The sequence below is a fragment of the Arthrobacter sp. 05N428_2 genome (assembly GCF_056397065.1).
In genome coordinates, this window is sequence record NZ_JBFTMR010000008.1 from 181,117 (window position 1) to 206,721 (window position 25,605).

Sequence of the window (25,605 nt, forward strand, 5' to 3'; positions counted from 1 at the left end):
CGCACTAGGTGTCGTTTTGAGGACTCAAAACGACACCTAGTGCCAGCTAGTTGGGCGGGCGGTCACCGCTGTGGAGCCGTGGCCGAACTTACGTCCAGAACTCATCTGCCTTGGCGGTGTCCTCGTAGAACTCGCGGCCCTCTACGACCTTTCCGTCACGGACCCCGAAAGCGATGACAGTTGCCAGGTCCAAGGTTTTTCCGTTGCTTTCGGCATGGCTTTGATGGATCCCCACGGTGTGGTTCTCTCCGCCGACGACGTCTTGGACCGTCGCCCGGAAGGTGCCCTGGGTGCGCGCTCCCACGTCGCCGAAATAGGCCAGGACAGCATCTCGTCCTGGCTTCGTCCCGGCCCGGCTGCCGGCCGGGTACCAGACAGCGTCCGCAAAAAGCTCGCCAAGTGCAGCCATATCCCCCGCAGTGAACGCTTCGTAACGCGCTAGGCTCGCTGGATGGATGAACTGCTCCCCGAGCCCGTCGTCAAAGTCGCCCGCAAGACGGTGGGCCGCGCAATAGTGGCCTTTGCGGGACTCCAGGGAGCGGTGATCGCGGGGCTCGTCGTTCTGGACATGGTCAAGAAGCGGGGTCGGAGCAAGCGCAAGGGATTTCCGCACCCCGGCATTTTCGACCGGGCCGTAGCTGATACCCGCGTCACGACGTACACCTATGGAGCCGACCTATACCGGGACATGCTCCAGGCGATCAGGGACGCGAAAGAGCGCATCCTGATTGAGACGTTCATCTGGAAAGACGACGACACCGGGCAGCAGTTCAGGGACGCCGTGAACGAGGCCGCAGACCGCGGCGTCGAGGTGTTCGTCATTTACGACGAGTTCGCCAACCTCGTTGTGCCGTCCTCGTTTTTCGCGTTCCATCCGGATATCCATGTCTACCGCTTCCCCGTGGTCCGTCCGTCGGTGCTCGTCAACACCCTCCGCAGCACGGGGCTGGATCATCGCAAGCTCCTCATCGTCGACGACCATGTCGGTTTCGTGGGCGGCTACAACATCGGTTCCCTGTATGCCACCGAATGGAGAGACACACACCTTCGGCTGGTCGGCCCGTCCGTGTGGGATCTCCGCCAGGCGTTCGCCAACGTCTGGAACGACAACGCCGCAGGGCCCACTCCGGAAATCCCGTACACGACTCCGGAGGTTTGGGAACCCCGGATCCGCGCCGTCAATAACATTCCTGCGAATCTTGTCTATCCGATTCGAGGGGTCTACCTCGACGCGATCAACCGCGCCCAGGCTCACATCTTCGTCACCATGGCGTACTTCATCCCGGACCAGCAGATCCTCAAGGCGCTGCTCGCTGCCAGCCGGCGCGGGGTTGATGTCCGGCTGATCCTCCCCGAGGACTCAAACCACATCCTCTCTGACTGGCTCTCACGCGGATTCTACCGCTCCCTGCTCCAAGACGGGGTGACCATCCTGCTGTACCGCAATGCCATGATCCACGCGAAGACTGCCACCATCGACGGCAGCTGGTCGACCGTGGGCAGTGCCAACATCGACAGGCTGAGCCTGACCGGCAATTACGAGATCAATCTGGAAATCCATGACGAAGATTTCGCCACCGACATGCAGCAAATATTCGACGTCGACAGCCGGAACTGCCGGGTGCTGACCTTGGAAGAGTGGCAGCACCGGTCCCCGCTTGCCCGGTTCAGCGAGGCCGTCCTGGTACCACTCCGGCCCTTCCTCTGACGTCCGGTCCGGCTCATGCTTGGGGATGCGGCATGCCGGCGGTAGCGTGGCGGTGGGGCACATGTCTCTGACGTAGCGACACTGCCCTGGCAACAAAAGTGCACTGAATGATGCCTGTCCTACGAACGGAGCCACGTCATGTCCAAGCAGAGCAAGATCACGCCGGATCCCGTCGAGCCCAGTGTCCCCCTCCTCGGTTCGGAACGCCCGTCGGCCCCACAGGTCCAGGCCACGCACGGGCCCGTCGATCCGTCCCGCAGGATCGAGGTGACGGTGATCCTTCGCAGGCAGGCCCCGCTACCGGAAACGGCCGCCGAACCGATCTCCCGTGAGGAGCTGGAGGCACGCCACGGAGCCTCCGCCGAGGACCTGTTGCTTGCCACCGATACCTTCACGCGACTCGGCGCGGAAGTGCTCGACGCAGACGCTGCCTCCCGCCGGTTGCGGCTGGCCGGAACCGTCGACCGGCTGAGCCGGATCTTTGGCACGAATCTTGAAGAGGTGACCAGCAGCGGGCCCCACGGCCACGACATCAGACACCGGCAACGGACCGGAGGCCTGCAGATTCCGGCAAATCTGGACGGCATCGTCACGGCCGTGTTGGGCCTCGACGACCGTCCCCAGGCGCGGGCGCAATTCCATGCGATTCCACTCGCCACGGCCGGCATCAGCTACACCCCGCCCGAACTTGCCGCGATCTACAAGTTCCCGCACGGCATGGACGGTAACGGTCAGAGCGTGGCGATCATCGAACTGGGCGGCGGATTCGGTCAGGCCGATTTGGATGCGTATTTCGGCGGCCTCGGGCTTGCCGGACCGAAGGTGACCGCCGTAGGGGTCGACGGCGCGTCAAACCAGCCGGGGCAGGACCCGTCCGGGGCCGACGGCGAAGTCCTTCTCGACATCGAAGTGGTCGGCGCCCTGGTACCAAAGGCGGACATTCTCGTCTACTTCGCTCCGAACACGGACGCAGGGTTCCTCGATGCGATCATCAACGCCTCCCACGCGGCCCCGACGCCCACGTCCATCAGCATCAGTTGGGGCCAAAGCGAGGACGCCTGGACGGCACAGGCCCGCAACGCATTTGACCAGGCCCTCGCCGACGCCTCGGCGCTTGGCGTCACCGTCACCGCTGCGGCCGGGGATAACGGCAGCGCCGACGGAGCCACGGACGGCAAAGACCACGCGGATTTCCCAGCGTCGAGCCCGCACGCGCTGGCCTGCGGCGGCACCCGTCTGGATGCCGACCCGGCCACCGGGACGATCAGGGCGGAAACTGTCTGGAACGACGGACCCCGCTCAGCCACGGGAGGCGGCTACAGCGACACGTTCCCCGGTCCGGACTGGCAGAGCGGCCTGGCTTTCCACGCACGGCACCACAAGCCCGGAGCGAAGCCCCCGACCGGTGGGCAGGGCCGCGGGGTACCGGACGTCAGCGGTGTCGCCGACCCGCAGACCGGGTACAAGGTCCGGGTAGACGGCAAGGACATGGTCATCGGCGGCACCAGCGCTGTCGCGCCCCTGTGGGCAGCCCTGATCGCGTTGTTGGCCCAAGCAACGGGAAGGCGGTTCGGACAAATCCAGCCGCTGCTCTATAGCCGGACGTCCGGGTTCCACGACGTGACGACCGGAACCAACGGCACGTACAAGGCCGCCACCGGCTGGGATCCCTGCACCGGCCTCGGCAGCCCGGACGGCACTGCCCTCCTCGCAGCGATCAAATCCGGCCGCTGAGCGAACAATCCCGGCCTGCATCGGCGACCTGTTGACGTGCTTGTTGGTTGGGCGTAGACCGTGCGGTATCACCAATTGCGGGCTGCTGCCTCGCGGCCTGCCGCCGTAAGGAGAAGGACATGGCTGTCGCGATCATCATGGAATTCACTGGTGCCACCTTGGAGCAATACGACCAAGTTATCGGCAAGATGGGCCTGACACCGGAAAAGCCCGGCCCAGCCGGCTCGCTGGGACACTGGGTGGCGGCCACCGACACGGGGATCATCGTCACCGATCTCTGGCAAACGAAGGAACTCTTCGACACCTTTGCGAAGGAGCAGATCGGACCGATCACGGCCGAAGCAGGGTTCCCGGAGCCACCGAAAGTGACCTATCTGGACGCACACAATTACTTCATGCCCGGCGCAGCCGCGTGACCACAGCAGCCGCGTGACCCCAGCTGCCACGGGCAGCACCGCGATATCGAGGTTCAGCCAGCCCAGATCACGGGCAGCTCTTTGAGGCCGTAAATTATGGAGCTTTCCATGCGCTCCAGCCGGGCGCCGGGGGCAAGCGCCAATCCGGGCAGCCGCGAAATGACCGCCCGCAGCGCGATGCTGGCCTCCAGCCGGGCCAGCGGTGCGCCCAGGCAGAAGTGGATGCCCTGACCGAAGGCGAGATGCCGGTTCGGGGACCGTCCGACGTCGAAGGCGTCCGGATTTGGGAACTGCAGCGGGTCGCGGTTCGCCGATCCGATCCAGGCAACGAGGGGCGCACCGGCGGGGATCTGGTGGGCACCCAACGTTGAGTCGACGGCAGCGATTCGGTACATGGACTGCACCGGCGAACGGTAGCGGAGGACTTCCTCCAGTGCATGCGGCAGCAACGTCGGGTCGGCGCTGAGCCGCTCGGTGGTTCCCTCATTTTCCGCGAAACATAGGATCGCATTGCCGATCAGGTTCGTGGTCGTTTCGTTGCCGGCGACCAGCAGCAGCGCGCAGAACCCGAGAAGTTCGACGGCGCTCAGGTGTTCGCCGTCGATCTGCGCCGCCAGCAGCTTGCTGATGAGATCGTTGCCGGGACGCTGCCGACGCGCTTCGATCATGCCCATGAAATACTCAGCCATCTCCGCGTCGGGAGAGCCGCGGTCCGGTGGCGCGCTCTGCCCGGACTCGTCCGACGTCGGCCTGGTCTGGCTGACGATGAAGTCGGACCACTGTTTGAAACGGTCCCGGTCCGCTGCCGGGATTCCCAGCAGTTCAGCAATGACGATCACCGGCAAGGGGTAGGCCAGTCCTTCAATCAGGTCCATGGACCCAACCGACAGGGCCGGGGCCAACAGGTCATCCGCGATCTCGGAGATGCGCGGGGCGAGGGCTTCCACCGCCCGGGGTGTGAAGGCCTGCGTGACGAGGGACCGGAGCTGGCGGTGACGCGGCGGATCGGTGTTGATTAGGCTGGCAGCGAAGAGTTGGCCGGTCCCGGTAGGTTTGCCGCCTGACATCCGGGACGAATAGGTGGCGTGCTCGGAAAGTACCCGCTGCACGTCGTCGTAACGGAAAACGTGCCACAGCCCGGTCTCCTGGTCCTGAAAAACGGGCTCGGTGTTGCGCATCATTTCGTAGTGCGGGAACGGATTCAGCGGCTTTTCAATAGCAGGCAGGCGCAACATGGCTGGCCCTCCTCATCTGACCCTTGCGCCGGGTCGGGCGACGGTCTTCCGTCTTGGACCCCACCCTAATACTGTTGCCCCCGCACCTGAACCCTCTGCGGGGTTCTCGCTGGCTGATCCCTGGACCAAGCCGGGCGGCTGCTCTGGTTGGCGCCCCGGATCATTGCTAGCGTGGCGGCATGAACCCGTCGAAGACTGCCGCGGAGATTCTCACCATTGGCGGCGCGGAGGTCCGCATCTCGAGTCCGGACAAAGTGGTGTTCCCCGAGCCCGGGCTGACCAAGCTCGACCTGGTCCGCTACTACGTGGCCGTCGCGGATGGCGCGCTGCGCGGCGCCGGCGGACGGCCCATGGTGCTCAAGCGTTTCCCGAAGGGGATCGGGGCAGAGCCGTTCTTTCAGAAGCGCGTGCCGGAAAACCACCCCGACTTCGTCGACACGGTGACGCTGCACTACGCGTCGGGGTCTTCGGCAGAAGAGGCCGTCATCCGGGATGCCGCGGGCCTGGCCTGGGTCGTGAACCTGGGCTGCCTGGACCTCAACCCGCACCCGGTGCGCGCGGAGGACCTTGAACATCCCGACGAACTGCGGGTGGACCTCGACCCGATGCCGGGCGTCGACTGGTCGCAGATCGTCGATGTCGCCTATGTCGCGCGGGAGGTGCTCGACGATGTAGGACTGGTGGGATGGCCCAAGACAAGCGGTTCGCGGGGACTGCACATCCTCGTGCGCATCGCACCCCGGTGGTCTTACCGCGATGTGCGGCTCGCCGCCGAGACCCTCGCCCGTGAGGTCGAGAAGCGCGCGCCGGGCCTCGCCACTGCGCGGTGGTGGAAAGAGGAACGCGGCGAGAGCGTGTTCGTAGACTTCAACCAAAATGCCAAGGACCGAACGGTTGCTTCGGCATACTCGATCCGGGCCCTCCCCGATGCCCGGGTGTCGACGCCGCTGAGCTGGGACGAGGTCCGCTCCACCCGGCCGGAAGAGTTCACGGTGCCCACGGTGCTTGAGCGCTTCGCAGACATCGGCGACCCCCACCGCGGGATCGACGGCGCGGCGGGCTCCCTCGACGGGCTCCTCGGCCTGGCCGCCGAGCTCGGTCCGGCCGAGAAGCCGCCGCGCGGCGGTGACAGCTCCGGCCGCCGGCGGTCGGTGATGCCGCTTATTGAGGTGGCACGCACCAAGACAAAACCCGAGGCGCTCGCAGGGCTCGAGGAATGGAAGACCCGGCACGCGGACGTCGTCCCGGACTTGCACCCCGCCGACATCCTTGTCGACGGAATGCGCGGATCGAGTTCGCTTTGGTACCGGGTGCGGGTGAACCTGCAGCACGTTCCCGAAAATATGCGGCCGCCGCAGGAGGAGCTCATCGCTGACTACGACCCCTGGGCGGGCAGGGACTGGCCTGGGCGCCCTGCATCCTGAGAGGGTCCCGACACCCCCGGATGGGTCCCGACGCTCCCGCTTCTAGCCTTCATCCCGCGCCAGGGGGCAAAGAGTGCCAGGGCATTGCCTCGGTCTATCGCCTGGCGCATACCCGGGTCCAGGGGGTAATTCTCGTACTGCATGTTCAGGATATCGATGGCCGGTGCGGGCGCTAACGGAAGATCTGTCCCGTAGACGATGCGGCCGGGGTCCGCCACCTCCAGCAGGCTGGGCAGCGCCGCAGGGCTGGCGGACAGGGCGACGTCGTAGGAGAACCGCCGGAGGACGGACTGCTTTTTGTCGGCCAGTGCGGCCAGCGCGCCGACCGCGAGGTCCTTGTCGTTGAGTATCGCCAGCAGGATCCGGGAGGCGATGAACGGCACGAAGCCGCCCGCGTGGGCCAGGATGAACTTGATGCCCGGGTACTTTTCCACTGCGCCGGACAGGACCAGGCTGATAGCAGTGCGGGTGGTGTCAAGCATGAAATCTGCGGCAAACGTGGGGATACCCGGCACCGGCGGGGCGGGCAGTTCACCCGGGTGGATGAACACGACCGCACGGCGGCGGTGCAGGAACGCCAGCAGAGGTTCAAAGCCCGGATCGCCCAGGTAGCGGCCGTCGTTGTTGGCCAGCAACACGATCCCGTCCGCGTGCAGGGTGTCCAGGCCGTACCGGGCCTCCGCCAGGGCACCTTCCACGTCCGGCAGCGTCAGGGTCGCGACGAACCCGAACCGCTCCGGCCGGGCCGCCACCACCTCGGCGCTGTACTCGTTGACTTCCCGCGCCCGCTGCCGCGCCTCCGCCGCGTCTCCGAAGTACACGCCGGGTGTCGACAGCGAAAGGATGGCTGCCTGGACGCCGTGACGGTCCATGAACTTCAACGCCGAGCGCTCTGACCACGGCGGCAGGCCCAAGCCGTCTGGACGGATGCCCTTGTCAAGGATCCAGCGCGCATAGCCCGGCGGAACGATGTGCTGGTGGGTGTCAATGCGATACGGCCGGCTCATCTGGCTTCTTCTCCACGTGTTCATGCCGGCTTCAACGAAGCAGGAGAACGGCCAGCACCACCCACAACAGGACTGCCCCAATCATGACGCGTTCCACAACCCCCAGCCATGGCGTCCGCTGCCCCGCGGCGACCAGGGGGACAAACGAATTTGTCCAGACGCCGAACGTGAGGACGACGGCGAGAGTCAGGATCGAGTAGTAGCGAAAACCCTTGCCGAGGCAACGGACCCGAACCCTAGAATTGCGAGGTAGAGCAACGCGTCGACAGCGCCCAGGACAAGGTGCATGACATCGGTGATAGCCGCCGTGGCCGTCGGCGTGATCTCCGTCCGTGCCGTCATCGGGAACGGAAGCCACAGGGGTCCGAGCGCACCGTAAGCGATAAGCAGGCCGGCCGTCACCTTCAGGGAAGGCCTTCCCCGCGCTGGCTGCCAGACCCCGACGCCGAACGCGATAACGAGCGACTCATAGATGAAGCCCTCCACAATGAGCGGCGTCCGGGTCGGCGCCCCCAGGGAAGTTAGTTCGCTGATGGTTTGGGAGAAAGAGCTGGAGCCCTTGTAAAGCCCTGCTGCCAGCGCCTCGCTGGTGAGAGGCCAAAGCAGCGAAGAAACAACTCCGCAGACGAGAAGCGCCCTGCGTCCCCCAGACAGCCCTGGACGCCCGGCGCGTGGATCGGCGCTGGCCATATGGGCACGATGCGTCGGGCCAGGACATCAAGACAGTGCCGAAGGTCCCGGCCGCTGGGGGTATCTGGAGGGGCCCGCGTGACAGGCCGCCGCGCCGCCGCCCTCCCCTGTTGGGCCTGCGCATTTCGGATGTATCGTTGACTATCGTTCACGACTCGCAGAGGAGAGCATGATGCGTAATTCGTACCCGGCGGGCGGATTTGGCGGCCCCAACATCGACGGCATGTGGCAGGCCGTCGAGGAGTTCCGTTCCAGATTTGAGAAGCGCTCGGGCGCTCGCGCCGGTCGTGGCGAGGTGCGGTCGGCGATCCTGGCCCTGCTCGCGGAGCGGCCGATGCACGGCTACCAGATCATCAATGAGATCGAGGAGCGCAGCCATGGCAGCTGGAAGCCCAGCGCCGGCTCGGTCTACCCGGCGCTGCAGCTGCTCGCCGACGAGGGGCTTGTCAGTGCCGAGGAATCCAATGGCCGCAAGATTTACTCGTTGACTGAGGCGGGCCGGGAAGAGGTAGCGGGCGCCGATGCGTCAACGCTCTGGGATTCAACGAGCCCGGCAACAGGCACCGGGTTTACGGCACTTCCCAAGGCCGGCGTCGAGCTCGCACAGGCCGCATCCCTGGTGGGTCGCACGGGCTCCGCGAAGCAGGTGCAGGAGGCCGTGACGGTGCTCGACGAGGCCCGCCGTCGGCTGTACGCAATCCTCGCCCGGGACTGACGGGGGTGGCGTCGGTCCGCCGGGGCCGGGCAGATCCGATACCCGGCGTTGGGAACACGCGCGCCCGTTACCGTCGCATCCTGCGGTTCGCCGCATGGCATCTCGCCTTGACCTGGTGGTTCGAGCTGTTCCTCCCGCGCATCGGGCTGGTCAGGATTGCCGAACGCACGAGGACCAAGAGGATGCGGCGCTTTGCGCAGCGCTTCCATGCGCTCGCGGTGGACCTCGGCGGTCTCATGATCAAAGTTGGTCAGTTCCTGTCCTCCAGGCTGGACGTGCTTCCGCCCGAGATCACCAAGGAACTTGAAGGACTCCAGGACGAGGTGCCGCCCGTTTCTTTCGCCGCGATTCGTACCCTCGCCGAGGCGGAGCTGGGCGCGCCGTTGGATGAGTTGTTCGCCTCGGTCGACGAATCGCCGATGGCAGCAGCGTCCCTCGGGCAGGCGCACCGGGCGAAGCTTCTTCCGGGCGACGCCGCCGACACCGGGCTCGACCGCGTCGTGCTGAAGGTCCAGCGGCCGGGCATCAGCGCCATCGTCGACACCGATCTGGCGGCGCTGCGCAAAGTGGGCGGCTGGCTCAGCCACGTGCGCCCGGTCTCCGATCGTGCCGATGTGCCCGCCCTGGTCGAGGAGTTCGCGCAAACCAGCCTCGAGGAGATCGACTACCTGAACGAGGCGGCGAATTCGGGGCGGTTCGCCACTGACTTTGCCGACGACGACCGGGTGGGCGTGCCCGACGTCGTCTGGGAACGGAGCACCCGGCGCGTGCTCACCCTCGAGGATGTCACGGCGATCAAGATCACGGATGCGGCGGCGCTTGCCGCGGCGGGCATCGATCCGTCCAAGGTTGCCCCGGTTTTCGCGTCGGTCATGTTCGACCAGCTGTTCACGAACGGCTTCTTTCACGCTGATCCGCACCCGGGCAACATCTTTGTCACCCCGGTCACCGAATCATCCTCGGAGCGGCCCTGGAAGCTGACGTTCATCGACTTCGGCATGATGGGTGAGGTTCCGGCGAGCACGCGCAGCGGCTTGCGGAAACTGCTCATCGCGGCCGCCTCGCGTGACGGTAAGGGGTTGATGACCGCGATCAGCGACGTGGGAGTCCTGTCTCCCTCGGCCGACACGGTCGAGCTTGAGCGGGCGATGACGCACCTCTTTGCCCGGTTTGGCGGAATGGGCTTTGCCGAGCTTCGCGAGGTGGACCCGCGGGAGTTCCGTGATTTCGCGGTGGAGTTCGGTGACGTGGTCCGCTCGTTGCCGTTCCAGCTGCCGGAAAACTTCCTGCTGATCATCCGCGCGATGTCACTGACGTCGGGGGTGTGCAGTTCACTGGACGCACGATTCAACCTATGGGACTCGGTCGAACCCTACGCAGCCCAGCTGCTGCGCGACGAGCGGGGCAACATCGTCCAAGACGCGGCACAACAGGCGCTCGGCGCCGCCACCGTCGCCCTGGGCCTGCCGAAACGACTGGATGGGCTTGTCACCAGAATTGAGGACGGTACCTTTTCGGTGCCCAACCCTCGTCTCGAGCGGCAGGTGGCGCGGCTTGACCGCACCGTACAGCGGTCCGCATCGGCACTGGTGTTCGGGGCCTTGCTCATCGCCGGTTCGGTGGTCCGAGCGGACGACACGGTGCTCGGCAACATCCTGATGATCGCATCGGCGGTTCCATTGCTGCATGGACTATGGGTGGGACGCCGCCGTCTTTGATGGCCAATGCCCTCCCCCTGATCGTCCGATGTTGCCGGGGGACCGACCGGCCAGGTGAACCGACGGTGAACTTCCCGGGCAGGGCGTGACTTTCGAAAGTCAGCATGCTTATGGTTGGTCCGTGCGATCGGGCAGGCCGAACACCGGCCCGCGCGTAGGAGGGTCCTTGGGGGACCCTCTTCGCGTGTCAGGACCCGGCTCGCGCATCCGGCCCGATCGGTGCGCGGCCGAGAGCCGGTCCTCTGCGCGTTGCGCGCCGGGCCCATCCGAAATCGCGCAGTGAACATTGCATTTCGGCCAACGAGTAACTTTTCCGGCTCCGCGGGCGATTACCGCTGGGGTGGGCCGGCCGAGTCTCCTCCGGTGGCGCGGGAAGCCGGCCATGACGATGAAGGAATTCGACGTGAACTTTTCAAGACGTAACTTCCTAGCCGTGGCCGGAACCGCTGCGGCCACGGCCCTGGCCACGGGCGGCACGCTCCGCGCGGCGACTGCCGCAACGCCCCCGCTCCCGGCACCCGGCGCCTCCGGAATTGACCACATCATTGTGGTGATGATGGAGAACCGCTCCTTCGACCACTTCCTGGGCTGGCTGCCGGGGGCCAACGGCAAGCAGTCCGGGCTGAGCTACATTGACCGCTACGGTATTCCACACTCGACTCATCACTTGACCAATTTCCAGGGCTGTGGCCACCCGGACCCGGACCACTCCTACGAGGGCGGCCGGATCCAATACAACAACGGCAAGAACAACGGCTGGCTCCGGGCCGGCGAGAACGACGAATTCGCCGTCGGGTACTACGACGCCGCCGACCTGGACTTCTGGCGGCAGGCCGGTCCCGACTGGACGGTCTGTGACCAGTACTTCGCGGCGACCATGGCCGAAACCTACCCCAACCGGTTCTACCAGCACGCCGCCGCGACCGACCGGCTCCATAACTCCACAGTCACGTCCACCCTGCCAACGATTTGGGACCGGCTGGCGGCGGCCGGAGTGACCGGCAAGTACTACTACGGCGACATCCCCTTCACCGCGCTCTGGGGCACCAAGTACCTCGGGATGTCACATCACTACTCCGAGTTCCTCACCGACTGCTCCGCCGGAACGCTGCCCGCAGTGTCCTTCGTGGACCCGCGGTTCACCGACGAAGGCTCCGGCACCTCCGGGGACGACCACCCGCACGCCGACATCCGGTCCGGCGAAACCTTCCTCGCCGAGGTCTACGACGCGGTCACAACCGGCCCGGGCTGGGCGAACACGATGCTGGTGATCAACTACGACGAGTGGGGCGGCTTCTACGATCACGTCGCCCCCACGACCGCCCCGGACGCCAGCCCCGACACCGCACTTCGCGGCTTCCGGGTTCCCTCCGTGGTGGTCTCGCCCCGTGCCCGGCGCCGGTACGTCGCCCACGACGTCTATGACCACACCTCGGTCCTGAAAGCGATCGAATGGCGCTGGAACCTGCCGCCCTTGACGCCGCGGGACAAAGCCGCCCGCAACATCGCCGAAGTCCTGGACTTCGGCACACCGGCCAACCTGGCCGCACCTAAGTACCTTGTCCCGCCCTTCGTGGCCGGCCCAGCCTGTACCCCGGTAGGCCCGCCGCCGGCCGAGGAATGGTCCGGGCTGAAAGAGAAAGCACTCGCCGACGGATGGAAACTCCCATGAACCCCACCACCCCAATGGATCCCGCAACCGCCGGCGCCCATCAAAGGCGCGGCAACCGCCGCACCTCGAAGCGGCTCGCCGTCATCGCGTTGCCCGTGCTGGCCGCCGCCGTGCTGAGCTTCGGTCCGGTGACCGCCACGACGGGAACGCCGGCCAACGCGGCCCCGGCCGCCGTTCCCGGCGCCGCGGCGGCCGCCGTCGCGGGCCAGGGCTACCTGCCCGGCGCCCACCACGTCTTCGTCATCAACCTCGAAAACAAGGGCTACGACGAAACGTGGGGCCCGGCATCGGCCGCACCGTACCTTTCCCAGACTCTCAGGAGCCAAGGAGTACTGCTGAACCAGTACTTCGGAACCGCGCACAACTCGCAGCCCAACTACGTGGCGCAGATTTCCGGGCAGGGGCCGAACCCGCAAATGCAGGCCGACTGCCAAAGCTATACCCCGTTCGCGGGCAGCGGAACCGCCAGCCCGGGCCAGGCCGCCGGGGACGGGTGCGTCTTCCCGGCCAGCGTCCCGACCGTCGCCGGGCAGCTCACGGACGCCGGCAAGAGCTGGAAGGCGTACATGGAGGACATGGGAACGCCATGCCGGCACCCTGCGCCGGGCGCCGTGGATGACACTCAGAAGGCCAAAGTCGGGGACCAGTATGCGGCCCGGCACAACCCGTTCGTCTACTTCGCCGGGATCACCGGCTCGCCTGATTGCGCGAAGAAGGACGTCGACCTGTCCGCCCTAAAGACGGACCTCGCCTCCGCCGCTACCACGCCGAACCTGTCCATGATCACGCCCAATCTCTGCCACGACGGTCACGATTCCCCCTGCGTCGACGGGCAGCCCGGCGGACTGAAGAGCGCCGACGATTGGCTCAAACAATGGGTCCCGGTGATCACGTCCTCCCCCGCGTTCAAACAGGACGGCGTCCTGGTCATCACCTTCGACGAATCGGACGGCCCGCAGTCCGATGCCAGCGCGTGCTGCGGTGAGGGTCCCGGGCCGAATTCGCCGCTGCCAGGCATTACCGGGTTGGGCGGCGGCCGGGTCGGCGCGCTGGTTCTCTCGCCGTTCACCAAGGGCGGCACCTGGTCCACCACCCCGTACAACCACTACAGCCTGCTCGCCAGCATCGAAGACACCTTCGGGCTGCCCTACCTTGGCTACGCCGGGACCCCGGGGCTAAACCGCTTCGGGCTCGACGTGTACAACGCCGGGGTCTAACAAGCGCGGAGAAGCTGCGGCTCTCACGAGCAGCACCCCAGTAAGCCAGGAAGGCCGCCCGTCCAGCGGACGGGTGGCCTTCCTGGCGTTAACGCTTAAGAAGCCGGATGCGTGAACGGAATCCGGTCAAACGAGATCACGTTCGCTGAGTCGCCGGAATTGACGGTGACCTTGAGCCAGTCCTTTGCATTGTTCGAGCCGTCCACAGTGACACGCGTCAGGTTCTTGGCCGCTGTGGCCTGGCCGTAGAAGGCCAGCCACGCTGAGCCGGCTGCGAGTGGGCGGTCCTGGTTGTACACGTGGCTGTCTCCGTTGATCAAGTAGACCGGACCCCCGAAGGAGTTCGATTCTTCGATCAAGGTCTGCACCAGGGGCTTGAAAGCACTGAAATCAGACTGGGACGGAGCCGCCACGGTCGGGTCAAACATATCGGCCTGCGTCATCACGACGACGGCCCGGTCACCGTTGTTCCGGGCGGTCTGGAAGGTGCCCTTCAACTCCTCGATATCGGCCCGGGTCCGCTGCTGAACCTCATCCAGTTGGGCGGCAGTGGGCTGGGTTTGGCCGAGCCCGGTCCACGGGAGCGTCGAGTTGTTGCTGCCAGGAATGTTGACGGCAGCGAAGGCGACCTCATGTTTGCGGAAGCTGACATTCTCCGGGAGGCCGTCCTCGGCCTGCGACTTCACCTTCATGGCTGCACCGAGGGTGAACCCCGGCTTGGGAAAGAAGAGCTCACGAACTTTGGCCAGCCTTTCCAAGGGGTCGTAGGCTCCGTTATTCGAGCGGTGGCAGTCTGTCCACTCGTTGTCCCCCGGCGTGTAGACCAAGGGCGCAGTGAAACTGTCAAAGTTCTTTTTGATGTCTTCGAAGTACTGGTCCGTGCACTGGGACGACCCATTCTTGATGTCGCCGACGTGAGCCACGAAACTCAATTCCTTGTGCGCGTTCAGGTCCTGGATATAGGACGGGAATGCTTGGATTTCAGCATTTCCGTAGGGCACATCGCCGATCACTCCGAAGCTGAAGCCATCGGTGTTGCCCTGGTGGCCGTCGCCTTTAGTTTGGCCGCCGTCGTTTCCATTGTTGGCCGCCAGCCCCGGCGGGGCCAGCAACGTCGTTGAAAGCAAGACGGCCCCGACCGTTGCGATCGCGAATCTTGTCATAGAACGCATGAAACTCTCCTCGTCATTGATCTCCGGATCCCCGGATGAGGCTATTGGCCGGCGCTGAATTTCAGGAGTCGGTGACGTGAATTTCCACTGCCGGGCAAGAGCCCGCGCACCCGCCTTCCCGGCGATTCGGCGTGAGAGATTCCACCCTGGTACGCGTAGAGTACGAGGCTGACCGAGGATTCGGAGGTCGGCATGCGGGCGATTCTTTTGGGCGGGACCGGCGCCATAGGTGGTGCGACTGCGATGCTGCTTGCCCAGGCCGGCTGGGACGTGGACGTCACCGGTCGTGATTCTTCCCGGATGCCGGGCGAACTGTCGGAATCCGGTGTGCGATTCCACCAGCTTGAACGCAGCGATACAAGCGGCGTCGAAGGGCTCCTCGGCGCCGGCGCGGATCTGCTTGTCGACCTCGTGGCCTACAACGCTCCGGGCGTGCGGGCACTTCTGCCGGCCATGGCATCGGTGGAAAGCCTGGTCCTGGTCTCGAGCCGGGCCGTCTATGTCGACGATTCCGGCCGGCACGTCAACGGGGACGACCCGCCGCAGTTCACGGGCCCGCTTGGCGAAGACCGCCCGACACTGGCGCCCGCAGCGGACGACGTCGACCCTTTCACCCGGGAGGGATACGCACCTTGCAAGGTCGCCGCCGAGCTGGCTGCACTGGACTCAGGCCTCCCGGTCACGGTAATTCGGCCGTCGAAAGTCCATGGACGATGGGCCCGGAATGCCCGCACCGCTGGCATCGTCGCGAGGATGCTCCGTGGCGACCGGACCATCGAGCTCGCCGGCGCCGACACGATCGATCACCTCACTGCCGCGAGGAATGCCGCCGCCTTGATTGAGACGGTGGCCGCCCGTCCCGGGCGCCGCATACTCAATGCCGCCGATCCGGACACGCCGACAGCCGAGGAAATCGTCGGCGCCATCGCCGTCGAGCTCGCCTGGGGAGGGACGATCGAGCGCGTCCCCACCGGAACCGACCGAGGACGACACCCTTGGCAGACGAGAATGACTCTTGACTCGACGGCGGCACGTGAGCTCGGAGTTCAACCCGCCGGGAGCGGCCTCGGTCTCCTAGCCGAGGAGGTCCAATGGGTGCTCTCCCGGACGCCTGCGCGGTAAGGCTCCGTCAGCCGGTGTTCTCAGGGTCGTCCGGCCCAGAAGAGGATAAGTTGCGACTGCCCTTCGGCGGTGACGCCGTGCATCATCGGGGCCGTGGTGATCGGTTCGGCGCCCACGTCGCGGCCGTTACGGCCCCTTGACGGCGGCAGCGGGGCCGTCATCGGCTCCGAGCCTGTACGCCCCCGGTCCCATCCTGCCCACCCCATCACCTCTCAGTTCCAGAAGGTGTCGACCTCCGCTGCGAGACGTCGACCTTGGTCTCGGCCAGCTCGAGCGGCGGGGATACGGGACTCGGGATCGAGCGGATTTGCCCCCATTGCCTCCAGCGACGCGCAGTCCGCGTTGATCATGTGGACGCGGGCAGGGCCCAGAGCACGCAGCTGCTCGTCTGAAACTGCGGTGCCAAAGGGTGACTCCGCGGCTGATGGAACGAGGATGAGGACTTGCGCCGCCCCTGCAGCAAGGTCAGCATTGGCCATCGATCGCGTCCCGCCGTCCATGTAGAGGTGGCCCCCAATGTCCACCGGCGGCCAGACGGCCGGAACAGCACAGCTCGCAGCCACAACGTCCACCAGACTCGTTCCAGACCTCTTGTCGAACACTCTTATCTCACCGGTACCCGTGTCTACAGCAGGGACGAGCAGCGGCCAGTCAGGCCACTCGTGCGTCGTCAAACGCGCTTCGATCACGGCGCGGCGGACGGCGGCGGACGGCGTATCCGCTGCGAGAGCGAGGACACCCAATCGTTGCCGCGCCTGCTCGGGCGAGGTTGCATCCTTTGTAGCATCCGTCATCATGCCGGCGATCTGTGCCAGGTCTATCGTGGCGTTCCGCTCTGCCGTCATCGCCGCCACCTGTCGGTCGAAAAGTTGTTGGAGACTGTTTCCGGTGGCGATCTGGGCGGCGACTGTTGACCCGGCAGACGTCCCCACCAACGTCGTCGAGTGTCTCAGGAGTCGCTGCACCAGTCCGGGCGCCTCGTCCTGGAGACCAAAGAGAAAGCCGGTCTCCCAGGCGATTCCTGCGACGCCGCCGCCGGCGAGTACAAGGGCGCTCTTCGTTGTGATCATGGGTTCTCCTTGGTCGTGCCCTCGGCCGTCCACGCAATCCACCCTAAAAAGGGTCTTCCACCGCCCGGGTCATTGGAGTGAGCATAACTCCCCCGGATGATTGAGCAGAACGGCCCCATCCGGCCAGCGAGGAAGTGCATATGTCGCTGGCGCCGACTATGAGGCGAGTAGGCTCGGCATCATGACCATTAACTCTTCATCCGACAGTATTCGACGACTGGGTGGCTGGCTGCCCGAGCAACAGGACGACCTCGAGGAGTGGATCGCCGGCCATCGGGAACGGGTGGAGGCGCGCGGTGCAGATGTTCCCCTGCATCCGGTAATCGTTGAGTTCCAGGAACTGATTGCCGCCGATCCGGTTGTCCGTCTCTACATGACGGAGATGATCGAGCAGGTTCCGAAGTCGAAGCCCTACCGCAAACGGCACCTCACGAGCGTCGACCAGATGCTCCGGCTGATCAACGAGATTCTGACGACGGCACCGGAGTTCAGCGAAGGCGGCATGGTCACCACGCCGCTGACGGCGATCCTCGACTGGACCATGGGGACCGAGGCCGGGTTCGCGGCCCACCGGGATCCGCGGATCATCGGCATGTTCCGCAAGATTCTGGATGCTTGGTGTGTGTTCTTGACCAGCGAGGACTCGTTGTATGTGTTAAACGACTCGCCGTCCGGGTGGATGTCGGAGAAAGCCCGGCAGGTCGTCGGGATGGACGACTACCAGCACGATGCCCTTGCCGAGCACTGGGGCTTCACGTCGTGGAACGATTTCTTCGCCCGTCGCCTCACGCCGACGTCCAGACCGGTCGCTGCCCCCGCAGACGACAAGGTCATCGTCAGCGCCTGCGAGTCGACCCCCTACAAGATCAGCTCCGACGTTCAACGGCAAAGCCGGTTCTGGGTCAAGAACCAGCCCTACTCACTCGATGACCTCCTCGCCCGGGACGAGTCGGTGGAACAATTTGTCGGCGGAACGGTCTACCAGGCCTTCTTGAGCGCGTTGAACTATCACCGGTGGCACGCTCCCGTCGCTGGAACGATCGTGCGGGCGTACCTTAAGGACGGCACGTACTTCTCCGAAGCGGAATCCGAGGGGGCCGACGCCGTCGAGCCGACCCTCTCGCAATCCTATTTGGCCCACGTCTCGGCCCGGGCGATCATCCTGATCCAGGCCGACGATCCCGTGATCGGTCTCATGGCGGTGATCCCCGTGGGCATGATCGAGGTCTCGTCGTGCGTCATCAGCCCGGAGATCGTCCCCGGCCACCACGTGGATAAGGGCGACGAGCTGGGCTACTTCCAGTTCGGCGGCTCGACGGAGTGCCTCGTCTTCCGGCCCGATGTTATCGACCAGTTCGCTTTGGCCGCCATCCCCCAACCCCAGAATCCGCATGCACCCCTCGTACGGGTTCGGTCGAAGCTGGCGACCGCCAAGTCCTGAGGACCGCGTAAAGTGCCGCGACTGCCGATAAATCAGATTTTCGGCGTCGGGGTCACTGCCTGGCGTCCATGATGCGCAGCACCGGGTGCCCGTCGATGTCCTGGAGCGGAAAGTAGACCCGATGAGTGGCCTGGTCCACGGCGACGGTGTGGGCGTAGTCGGCGAGTTTGCCCGATGCTTTGAGCGTGAGGTCGCGGTTCTGTTCGTCGAAGACGCTCACGACGCCGGACTCCGAAGCGACGTAGAGGCGGCCAAAGCCCTGATCGAAGGCAAGCACGTCCGGGCCGGAACCCGTGTCAAACCGGGCGCTGACCTGTTTGGTTTGCAGGTCCAGGAGCAGAAGTTTCGCGCTGCCCTCGCACGTGATGAACGCAAGCTTGTTCGCCCCGTCGACGTAGAGGCCGTGGTTGCTGGCGCAGTCCGGGATCGGGATCCTTCCGGTGACGGCGTCGGTGGCCGGGTCGATGGTGACCAGTTCGTTGCGGTCCTGGACGTTGACCAGGACGGTCCTGCTGACCGGGTCGTAGGCGCTGTTGCCTGCCTCGCCACCGATCTCGATCGAGGCCTTCGCCGTATTTGTAGCGAGGTCGATGACCGTTTCGGCGTGGCCGTGTTCGTTGGAGACGTACGCCTTGCCGTGGACCGGGTCGTAGGCGATCCCGTCGGGCGTGTCCCCGGCCTGGATCCGGGTGGTCACCGTCAAGGTGTTGGTGTCGATAATGGCGACCTCGTTGGTTCCCGAAACGGCGGCCAAGAGAAGGTGCCGGTCGGCCGCGAGGGTGACACCATGCACCGAGGGTGTTCCCTGGACGGTCCCGGCGACAGCGCCGCTGGCGAGATCGACGGCGTGGACGGTGCCGTCGCCGAGGTGGGCAATATACAGCCGCTTCGCATCCGCGTCGAGGGCCTGATAATCGAGCCTGCTCGCTGCCCCGGGCAGGGCTATGTCCTGGTCTGGTCCAGCGGCAGCGACGACGCCGGACCCGAGCAGGCACCTAGGAACGCCAGCAACACGGCCACAAGCCCTGCTGGGACCAATGCGGCCTTCGCCGGCCTTTGCACCGCTGCCGGTCCCATGGCACTCTCCGTTCCGGACGGCGCCTCGGGTCCGCCAGCTCTAACGGGCCCATCCTAGGCCCGGGGCGCCCGATCGTCGTCAGCCAAAATACGTGCGGCCTAACGAGAAGCACGTTCGCTCCCCGCGGCAGCGGTTACGCGGACCCGTTCAGGGGGAATGCCTGAAGGCGTGGCGTGCCTCGCGGACAGCGTAGTAGATGATCACGGCGCCGGCGAGCGGATCGGCCCACCACCATCCCAAGAGGGCGTTCAGGACCAACCCGGCCAGGACCGCGCCTGCCAGGTATGCGTCGACCAGGGTCACTTTCCCTTCGGCGCGCAGCACCGGGTTGCCCAAGGCGTGCCCGGTGCGGATCTTCCCCCACGCAAGGCCGAGCATGACCACTGAGGTCAGGGCCGTCCAGAGAATGCCCAACCCGGAGGTCGCGGGGCGGACACCTGTGAAAAACACGAGAACCAGCTGGACGAGAAGGTAGGCGGCGAGCGCTGCGAAGGCAACCCCGATCAGCCGCATCGCCCGGCCCTCCCGGGCTTTGTGGACGCCTTTGAGCTGCCAGACCACGACCAGGGAGGCGAAGACCTCAATCAGGGAATCCAGACCGAACCCGGCCAGGGCCGGGGACCCGGAACCAAGGGCGGCAATGGCGAGGACGCCAAGCCCGATCAGGTTCCAGCCGAGCGTCGCGTATTCAAGGCGCAGCCCGCGGCGCAACAACAGCCCGCGGACCCCCGTTATTGTGGTGCCCTTAGCACTGCTCATCTGGCCTTTCCTCGTCATCGTCCCTACAGACTGCCTCCCGGGTCCGGGCTTACTCCCGAGCCTAGCGAGTTAGGACGGTCTTGGCGCGCGGAGAGTGGCCGAACGCTGGCGAATTCCGAGGCGGCCCCGCCAGCTTCGCGGGGCCGCCCTTTGGATCGGCCCTACTTTGACCCGAGGAATATCGGGTTGGTGAGGGCAGCCATCGGGCCCAGGAGAAGGGCCGTTCCCATCTCTGTGCCGTTACTCGGGGTGCCGTCGCTCATCGGATGGCGTACCTCGGCGCGTACGTAACCTGCGAGCTGAGGCGTGGTGATCCAGGTGCTGGTGCCCGCACCTGAGGCCGGGAGGGTGATTTGCTGAGTCTGTCCTTCATCGGTGATGAAGCGGACCACACCGTTGGGAACCCCGGCGATCTTCGCGGTGACCGTGACCCGGGCATCCGCGCCGACGTCGAGCCGTTCCCCGACGCCGACGCTCCGGCCGCCGGAGGTGACGCTGAAGTCGACGGTTATGTCGGCCGATTCAGCGATCCAGTTCCGGCCGTTGCGGATACCCTCGAGGATGCCGTCCCGGGACAGTGCCTTCGCGTTGACAACGTTGTGGGGCAACCCGATGACCTGCGGAGCGCTGTGAGCGTCACTGTTGCCCATTGCCGGCAGCCAGCGGCCGCCGCTCCGCACTGAGTGTGCCAGCATCGAGTCCCATGAGTTGATGGCATACTCGTCGTCTGCGGTCCAGGGGCCGGTCCATACCTCGACGGCGTCGGCGTCGTCGTACCCGAACTTCCAGCGGCAGGCGACGTACGGGCAGTACGGGTGTGCGGGGACCACGAGACCTCCGGAGGCGTGGATCCGCTGGGCTTCCTGTTCGAAGCCTTTGTCCCGGGCCCGGTAGCGCCAGTCAATCCATTCCCCTCCCTCGAGGCCGAGCGCTAGATAGTGTCCGTTGCGTGTCGTCACTTCCTCACCGGTCAGGATGAGCAGGTCGTTCCCGGCCAGCGGCCCCCAGATGCCGTGGGCCGCTGGCGTGTTGTGGTCGGTGCTGATCATGAAGTCCAGGCGGGCAGCCCGGGCCCCGGCGGCAACTTCGGCGGGCGTGCGCTTGCCGTCCGAGTAGACGGTGTGGAGGTGGGCGTCGCCGCGATACCAGCCGGCGCCCCGGCCCGCGATCTGCTGCACCGGGTACTGCGGGCGGAAAGGCGCGCCGTCTGCACCGTACTCCAGCGTGACGTTGACGGTGTAGTCCATCCCCTGTTCAGCGACCTGGTACGGGCCCAGGGCGACGTTCCAGGTGCCCTTTCCGACCGGGCCGGGCAGGTAGCCGGGGGTGGCTTCTGCGGCGGAGATGAAGAATTCGGTCCGGAATCCGCCCGACCAGCCACGGAATCCCTTCCCGGCCAGGTCGGTTCCCTTTTCATCGAAGACCCCGATGTCGCAGGCGTTGTTCAGGAGTCCCGGGGCAACCGTCGGTTTGCTGTACGTGTAGGAGACGCTGATCTTACTGACACCGGCCGGAACCTCAACGGGCAGGTAAACGAAGTCCGCGGCACCCGGGTCGAAGTGGCCGGTGATGGTCTTCGTCTTGGTGCTGCCGTTATCTGCGGCGGCGAAGCTCATGGGTGCCAGGGTGATGGCCGCGCCGGTAAGTGCGGCAGCAAGGAAGCCCCGCCGGGATGGGGACAGGGGGGAATTGTTCGCCTCGTGGGCTTTGCATGGTGAAGTCACCCGGCCATGTTCAACATGCGGACTTAACGTGAGGCCAAGGGAGCCAAGACAGAAAGTGAACTTAGCATTTCGGGCGCAGCATGGCCGTTCCGCGCAAGACTCCCCCGCCAGCGGACCGGTATGGCCGGCCCCTGGCCGGCAGCTACCGGAGGTGAGAGTCAAGGCCGGAGCCTGTGAATTTGCAGAAAGCTTCGTGACGCAGGGTTGAACCTACGGTGAACCTTCACCGGATCGCTCGAAAACCTAGAAGGCCAGGACCTGCCGCAGGCAAGAATCCACGAGGGGAAGAAAAATCATACGTGGGATCCACTTTGGCGAAAGGACTTATTTTGATGAAGTCAGCGAAGAGAAACGGGATAGCCGCAGCAGCGGCTGTCGGCGCAGTCATGATTGCGGGTTCGGCGGTGGTGCCGGCGCTGGCCGACGGCGGGCAGCATGGCAACGACGGCCGCGGCGGCAGGGGCGAGACGTCCAAGCATGTCCTGCTGCTGTCGGTGGACGGCCTGCATCAAAAGGACCTCGACGGGTACGTAGCGTCGCATCCGCAATCGGCGCTGGCCGCGCTGGTGACCCATGGCACAAGCTACACGCACGCACAAACTCCCGTGCCTTCCGATTCCTTCCCCGGCATGGTCGGGCAATTCACCGGCGGCAACCCCGGAACGACCGGGATCTACTACGACGACACGTTCAACCGGGCGCTCCTGCCCGCCGGCACCACCGACTGCAAGAACACTTCCCCCGGAACCGAGGTGGCACTGACTGAGGCGGCGGACAAGGACCCGAATGCGCTCGACGCCGGACAAGGCCTCAATGGCCTGCCCGCCAGCATCATGAACATGACCGGCGAGCCGGGATCGCTGCTCAATCCCGCGGCCCTCCCGGTGGATCCCGCCACCTGCAAGCCCGTCTACCCGCATCAATATCTGAAGGTCAACACCGTCTTCGAAGTCGCCAAGAACGCGGGCCTGACTACCGCTTGGTCAGACAAACACCCGGCGTACGAAATCCTCAACGGCCCCTCCGGCAAGGGAGTGGATGACCTCTTCACCCCCGAGATCAACAGCAAGGCGCCCGCACCGTTCACCGGTGACTGGACCCAGGACAACGCCGCAACCCAGCAATACGACGGTTACAAGGTCCAGGCCGTGCTCAACGAAATCAACGGCAAAGACCACTCCGGGAGCAAATCCGCGGCCGTGCCGGCCATCTTCGGCTTGAACTTCCAATCCGTCTCCACCGCCCAGAAGCTGCCGACGTCGGACGGCCTCACCGGCGGCTACCTCACCGGCGGTACCGTTCCCGGCCCCCTGCTGAGCAAGGCTCTCGACTACGTAGACACGTCGGTCGGAAAGCTGGAGTCGGCCTTGGCTGCCTCCGGACACGCCGAGGACACGACCGTCATTCTCTCCGCGAAGCATGGCCAGTCACCCATGGATCCCGCTGCACTGACCCGGGTACCGGACGGCGCGGTCATCGACGGACTCAATGCGGCCTGGAAGGCGGCCCATCCCGCGGCCGCTGATCTGGTGGCATTCTCCACCGATGACGACATCATGCAGCTCTGGCTCTCCGACCACTCCCAAGGCGCAGCGCAGTTCGCCAAGGACTACCTCGCATCCCACCCGGCCGCCGGCAACGACATCAACGGCGCCACCAGGAACGTGCCGACCTCCGGGCTCAGCAAAATCTACGCAGGCAGCGAGGTCGCCAGATACTTCGGCACGAAGACCAGCGACGCACGCTACCCTGACATCCTGGGCATAGCGCAGACCGGCGTCGTATATACCGGCGGCAAATCCAAAATCGCCGAACACGGCGGGGCCTCCGCCGACGACCGGGACGTCCCCCTCGTCGTCTCCGGCGGCAATGACCAACATGCCCGCACCGTGGACACCACCGTCGAAACCACTCAGATCGCCCCGACCATCCTCAAGTCTCTCGGCCTGGACCCGAACAAACTCCAGGCCGTACAGATCGAGGGAACCAAAGCGCTCCCCCAGCGCTAGCAGCCGCCCCATCCGAACCGGAGGGCTCCCACGGAATACTTTCCGTGGGAGCCCTCCGCGGATACACCCGCCAGAACCACCCATCGGATGATCAGACCCGAAAGAGCACCGCGGGGCACGACGGATGGCGCCCAGTCCTGGTGGATGCCATGGCCGGTTACTTCTGCGATGCAGACAAGCCGATCAGCCGAATCCACGACCACACCGCGGTCGCCGACAACAGGCAATCGCTCGTCGTCCAGCTTGTACTGGGCGACCAGGGAGGTGGTGCTGGTCTTTCGTCCGGCCGCATGCAGGACTGTCTCATTAACGGTGTATCCGGCAATTTCCTTTAGTAGTTTTCAGCTGCCGGGAATCGGTCGCTGAAAGTGATGGCGAAGGCGTTCAAAGCGGGCTTCCAACGCACAGCCCATCGGGTCTTGCCGGCACCGGTCGGATCGAGGGATCGGGTGACCAGATACAGGCACTTTAGCGCGGCCTGCTCGGTCGGGAAATGACCCCGGGCCTTGACGGCGCGCCGGTACCTGGCGTTCAGGGATTCGATGGCGTTGGTCGAGCAGATCACGCGGCGGATTTCCACGTCGTAGTCCAGGAACGGGRTGAACTCTTCCCACGCGTTCTCCCAGAGCCGGACGATCGCCCCGTATTTCTTGCCCCACCGCTCCGTGAGCTCCTCGAGTGCCGTCCGGGCGGCCGCGGCGTTCGGGGCTGTGTAGATGGGCTTCACATCGCGTTTGAGCGCGTCCCAGTCCTTTTTCGAGGCCAGCCGGAAGGTGTTGCGGATCAGGTGGATAATGCATGTCTGCACGGTCGTCAGCGGCCACACATTCGTCACGACTTCGGGCAGGCCCTTGAGTCCGTCGCAGACCAGGAAGAACGTGTCCTTCACGCCGCGGTTCTTGATGTCGGTGAGCACGCTCATCCAGAACTTCGCGCCCTCGCCGCCGGTCCCGGCCCACAGGCCCAGGATGTCCTTCTCCCCGTCCAGGGTGACGCCGATGGCGGCGTAGATCGGCCGGTTGGCGACCTGCCCGTCGCGGATCTTCACGACAATGGCGTCGATGAAGATCGCAGCGTAGACCTCGTCCAACGGCCGGTTCTGCCAGGCCGCCATCTCGTCCAACACCCTGTCGGTGATCCGCGAGACCGTCTCCTTCGACACCGACGCACCATAGATCTCGGCGAAGTGCGCGCTGATTTCCCCGGTGGTCAGGCCCTTGGCATAGAGCGAGAGGACCATCTCATCAACCCCCGTCAGGCGGCGCTGGCGCTTCTTGACGATGACCGGCTCGAACGTGCCGGCCCGGTCCCGCGGCACGTCCACCTCCACGGGGCCGGTCGTCTCCGTCAGCACCGTTTTCGGGCGGACCCCGTTGCGGGAGTTCGCGGTCTGCTTCCCGGCCGCGCCGTGCTTTTCATATCCGAGGTGCTCGGTCATTTCCTCGTCGAGCGCGGTCTCTATGACGGTCTTCGTGAGCTGCTTGAGCAGCCCGTCCGGACCGGTCAGGGACAGGCCCTGTTCCTTCGCCATCCTGACCAGTTCGCGGGCAGCATCGACCTCGGATATTTCTGTCTTCTTCTCAGCGGTTTTCGTACTCGGCACAGCCTCAAGTGTTGCGGCCATATCGGGCTCCTTCCCGCCAGGCTTACCGCCTGGCGTGTCGAGCCGGATACACCGTTAATTCCACAGTCCC

At 65.4% G+C, this 25,605-nt stretch carries 24 protein-coding genes; 12 read left to right on the plus strand and 12 right to left on the minus strand.

Features of this window, described 5'->3' with window-relative positions:
• Nucleotides 1-88: 88 nt before the first annotated feature.
• A complete protein-coding gene (locus AC1DGI_RS11425; protein WP_476898913.1) occupies nt 89-457 on the minus strand; it encodes a nuclear transport factor 2 family protein in 369 nt (122 codons plus the stop codon).
• Between AC1DGI_RS11425 and AC1DGI_RS11430 the strand changes: the two genes are divergently transcribed.
• From AC1DGI_RS11430 to AC1DGI_RS11440, 3 genes are all read left to right on the plus strand, one after another.
• On the plus strand, nt 452-1,708 hold the full coding sequence (locus tag AC1DGI_RS11430) for a phospholipase D-like domain-containing protein (RefSeq protein WP_476898886.1): 1,257 nt from the start codon (nt 452-454) through the stop codon (nt 1,706-1,708). The genes AC1DGI_RS11425 and AC1DGI_RS11430 overlap by 6 nt on opposite strands.
• A gap of 138 nt (nt 1,709-1,846) precedes the next feature.
• Nucleotides 1,847-3,442 (plus strand): S53 family peptidase, encoded by a 1,596-nt coding sequence (locus tag AC1DGI_RS11435; protein ID WP_476898887.1) that lies wholly within the window; start codon nt 1,847-1,849, stop codon nt 3,440-3,442.
• A gap of 119 nt (nt 3,443-3,561) precedes the next feature.
• Nucleotides 3,562-3,858 carry a hypothetical protein gene (locus AC1DGI_RS11440; protein ID WP_441399922.1) on the plus strand — a complete coding sequence of 99 codons (297 nt, stop codon included), beginning with the start codon at nt 3,562-3,564 and terminating at the stop codon, nt 3,856-3,858.
• Between the two features lie 53 nt (nt 3,859-3,911).
• Here AC1DGI_RS11440 and AC1DGI_RS11445 read toward each other — a convergent pair whose 3' ends face one another.
• The gene (locus AC1DGI_RS11445) at nt 3,912-5,093 is read right to left on the minus strand and encodes a cytochrome P450 (RefSeq protein ID WP_476898888.1); all 1,182 of its coding nucleotides are present in this window, start codon (nt 5,091-5,093) and stop codon (nt 3,912-3,914) included.
• Nucleotides 5,094-5,272: 179 nt separating this feature from the next.
• Between AC1DGI_RS11445 and ligD the strand changes: the two genes are divergently transcribed.
• Nucleotides 5,273-6,517, plus strand: coding sequence for a non-homologous end-joining DNA ligase (gene ligD, locus AC1DGI_RS11450; protein ID WP_476898889.1), 1,245 nt, complete (start codon nt 5,273-5,275; stop codon nt 6,515-6,517).
• Here ligD and AC1DGI_RS11455 read toward each other — a convergent pair.
• Complete coding sequence (locus AC1DGI_RS11455) at nt 6,469-7,524, minus strand: amidohydrolase family protein (protein ID WP_476898890.1); 1,056 nt, start codon at nt 7,522-7,524, stop codon at nt 6,469-6,471. The genes ligD and AC1DGI_RS11455 overlap by 49 nt on opposite strands.
• 186 nt (nt 7,525-7,710) lie before the next feature.
• On the minus strand, nt 7,711-8,214 hold the full coding sequence (locus AC1DGI_RS11460; RefSeq protein ID WP_476898891.1) for a hypothetical protein: 504 nt from the start codon (nt 8,212-8,214) through the stop codon (nt 7,711-7,713).
• Nucleotides 8,215-8,386: 172 nt separating this feature from the next.
• Between AC1DGI_RS11460 and AC1DGI_RS11465 the strand changes: the two genes are divergently transcribed.
• The 4 genes from AC1DGI_RS11465 (at nt 8,387) to AC1DGI_RS11480 (ending at nt 13,536) form a co-directional block, all read left to right on the plus strand.
• Nucleotides 8,387-8,929 carry a PadR family transcriptional regulator gene (locus AC1DGI_RS11465; protein WP_476898914.1) on the plus strand — a complete coding sequence of 181 codons (543 nt, stop codon included), beginning with the start codon at nt 8,387-8,389 and terminating at the stop codon, nt 8,927-8,929.
• 5 nt (nt 8,930-8,934) lie between these two features.
• The gene (locus AC1DGI_RS11470; protein WP_476898892.1) at nt 8,935-10,647 is read left to right on the plus strand and encodes an ABC1 kinase family protein; all 1,713 of its coding nucleotides are present in this window, start codon (nt 8,935-8,937) and stop codon (nt 10,645-10,647) included.
• A gap of 403 nt (nt 10,648-11,050) precedes the next feature.
• Nucleotides 11,051-12,319: an alkaline phosphatase family protein gene (locus tag AC1DGI_RS11475; protein ID WP_476898893.1), complete on the plus strand. Its 1,269-nt coding sequence runs from the start codon at nt 11,051-11,053 to the stop codon at nt 12,317-12,319.
• Entirely contained in the window at nt 12,316-13,536 is a 1,221-nt protein-coding gene (locus AC1DGI_RS11480; protein WP_476898894.1) for an alkaline phosphatase family protein, read from the plus strand. Before AC1DGI_RS11475 ends, AC1DGI_RS11480 begins: the two co-directional genes overlap by 4 nt.
• A gap of 95 nt (nt 13,537-13,631) precedes the next feature.
• On the opposite strand, the gene AC1DGI_RS11485 is transcribed toward AC1DGI_RS11480, so the two are convergent.
• The gene (locus AC1DGI_RS11485) at nt 13,632-14,708 is read right to left on the minus strand and encodes a hypothetical protein (protein ID WP_476898895.1); all 1,077 of its coding nucleotides are present in this window, start codon (nt 14,706-14,708) and stop codon (nt 13,632-13,634) included.
• A 192-nt stretch (nt 14,709-14,900) separates the two neighbouring features.
• Between AC1DGI_RS11485 and AC1DGI_RS11490 the strand changes: the two genes are divergently transcribed.
• Nucleotides 14,901-15,830, plus strand: coding sequence for an NAD-dependent epimerase/dehydratase family protein (locus tag AC1DGI_RS11490; protein WP_476898896.1), 930 nt, complete (start codon nt 14,901-14,903; stop codon nt 15,828-15,830).
• Nucleotides 15,831-15,850: 20 nt separating this feature from the next.
• Here AC1DGI_RS11490 and AC1DGI_RS11495 read toward each other — a convergent pair whose 3' ends face one another.
• Nucleotides 15,851-15,991 (minus strand): hypothetical protein, encoded by a 141-nt coding sequence (locus tag AC1DGI_RS11495; protein ID WP_476898897.1) that lies wholly within the window; start codon nt 15,989-15,991, stop codon nt 15,851-15,853.
• Between the two features lie 51 nt (nt 15,992-16,042).
• Nucleotides 16,043-16,900, minus strand: coding sequence for a patatin-like phospholipase family protein (locus AC1DGI_RS11500; protein WP_476898898.1), 858 nt, complete (start codon nt 16,898-16,900; stop codon nt 16,043-16,045).
• A 181-nt stretch (nt 16,901-17,081) separates the two neighbouring features.
• Between AC1DGI_RS11500 and AC1DGI_RS11505 the strand changes: the two genes are divergently transcribed.
• On the plus strand, nt 17,082-18,341 hold the full coding sequence (locus AC1DGI_RS11505; protein ID WP_476898899.1) for a phophatidylserine decarboxylase associated domain-containing protein: 1,260 nt from the start codon (nt 17,082-17,084) through the stop codon (nt 18,339-18,341).
• Nucleotides 18,342-18,393: 52 nt separating this feature from the next.
• Here AC1DGI_RS11505 and AC1DGI_RS11510 read toward each other — a convergent pair whose 3' ends face one another.
• Nucleotides 18,394-19,134 (minus strand): YncE family protein, encoded by a 741-nt coding sequence (locus tag AC1DGI_RS11510; protein ID WP_476898900.1) that lies wholly within the window; start codon nt 19,132-19,134, stop codon nt 18,394-18,396.
• On the opposite strand from AC1DGI_RS11510, the gene AC1DGI_RS11515 reads away from it, so the two are divergent.
• Complete coding sequence (locus tag AC1DGI_RS11515; protein ID WP_476898901.1) at nt 19,129-19,476, plus strand: hypothetical protein; 348 nt, start codon at nt 19,129-19,131, stop codon at nt 19,474-19,476. The genes AC1DGI_RS11510 and AC1DGI_RS11515 overlap by 6 nt on opposite strands.
• A gap of 90 nt (nt 19,477-19,566) precedes the next feature.
• Here the strand turns inward: AC1DGI_RS11515 and AC1DGI_RS11520 are convergent, their stop codons facing one another.
• The gene (locus AC1DGI_RS11520) at nt 19,567-20,178 is read right to left on the minus strand and encodes a cation efflux transmembrane domain-containing protein (protein WP_476898902.1); all 612 of its coding nucleotides are present in this window, start codon (nt 20,176-20,178) and stop codon (nt 19,567-19,569) included.
• 161 nt (nt 20,179-20,339) lie between these two features.
• A complete protein-coding gene (locus AC1DGI_RS11525) occupies nt 20,340-21,902 on the minus strand; it encodes a CehA/McbA family metallohydrolase (protein WP_476898903.1) in 1,563 nt (520 codons plus the stop codon).
• A gap of 332 nt (nt 21,903-22,234) precedes the next feature.
• Here AC1DGI_RS11525 and AC1DGI_RS11530 point away from each other — a divergent pair, with 332 nt between their 5' ends.
• Complete coding sequence (locus AC1DGI_RS11530) at nt 22,235-23,911, plus strand: alkaline phosphatase family protein (RefSeq protein WP_476898904.1); 1,677 nt, start codon at nt 22,235-22,237, stop codon at nt 23,909-23,911.
• Here the strand turns inward: AC1DGI_RS11530 and AC1DGI_RS11535 are convergent.
• Nucleotides 23,908-24,237: an ASCH domain-containing protein gene (locus AC1DGI_RS11535; protein WP_476898915.1), complete on the minus strand. Its 330-nt coding sequence runs from the start codon at nt 24,235-24,237 to the stop codon at nt 23,908-23,910. The two genes, AC1DGI_RS11530 and AC1DGI_RS11535, sit on opposite strands and share 4 nt — an antisense overlap.
• Nucleotides 24,238-24,242: 5 nt before the next feature.
• Nucleotides 24,243-25,535 (minus strand): IS256 family transposase, encoded by a 1,293-nt coding sequence (locus AC1DGI_RS11540; RefSeq protein WP_476898905.1) that lies wholly within the window; start codon nt 25,533-25,535, stop codon nt 24,243-24,245.
• Nucleotides 25,536-25,605: the final 70 nt, after the last annotated feature.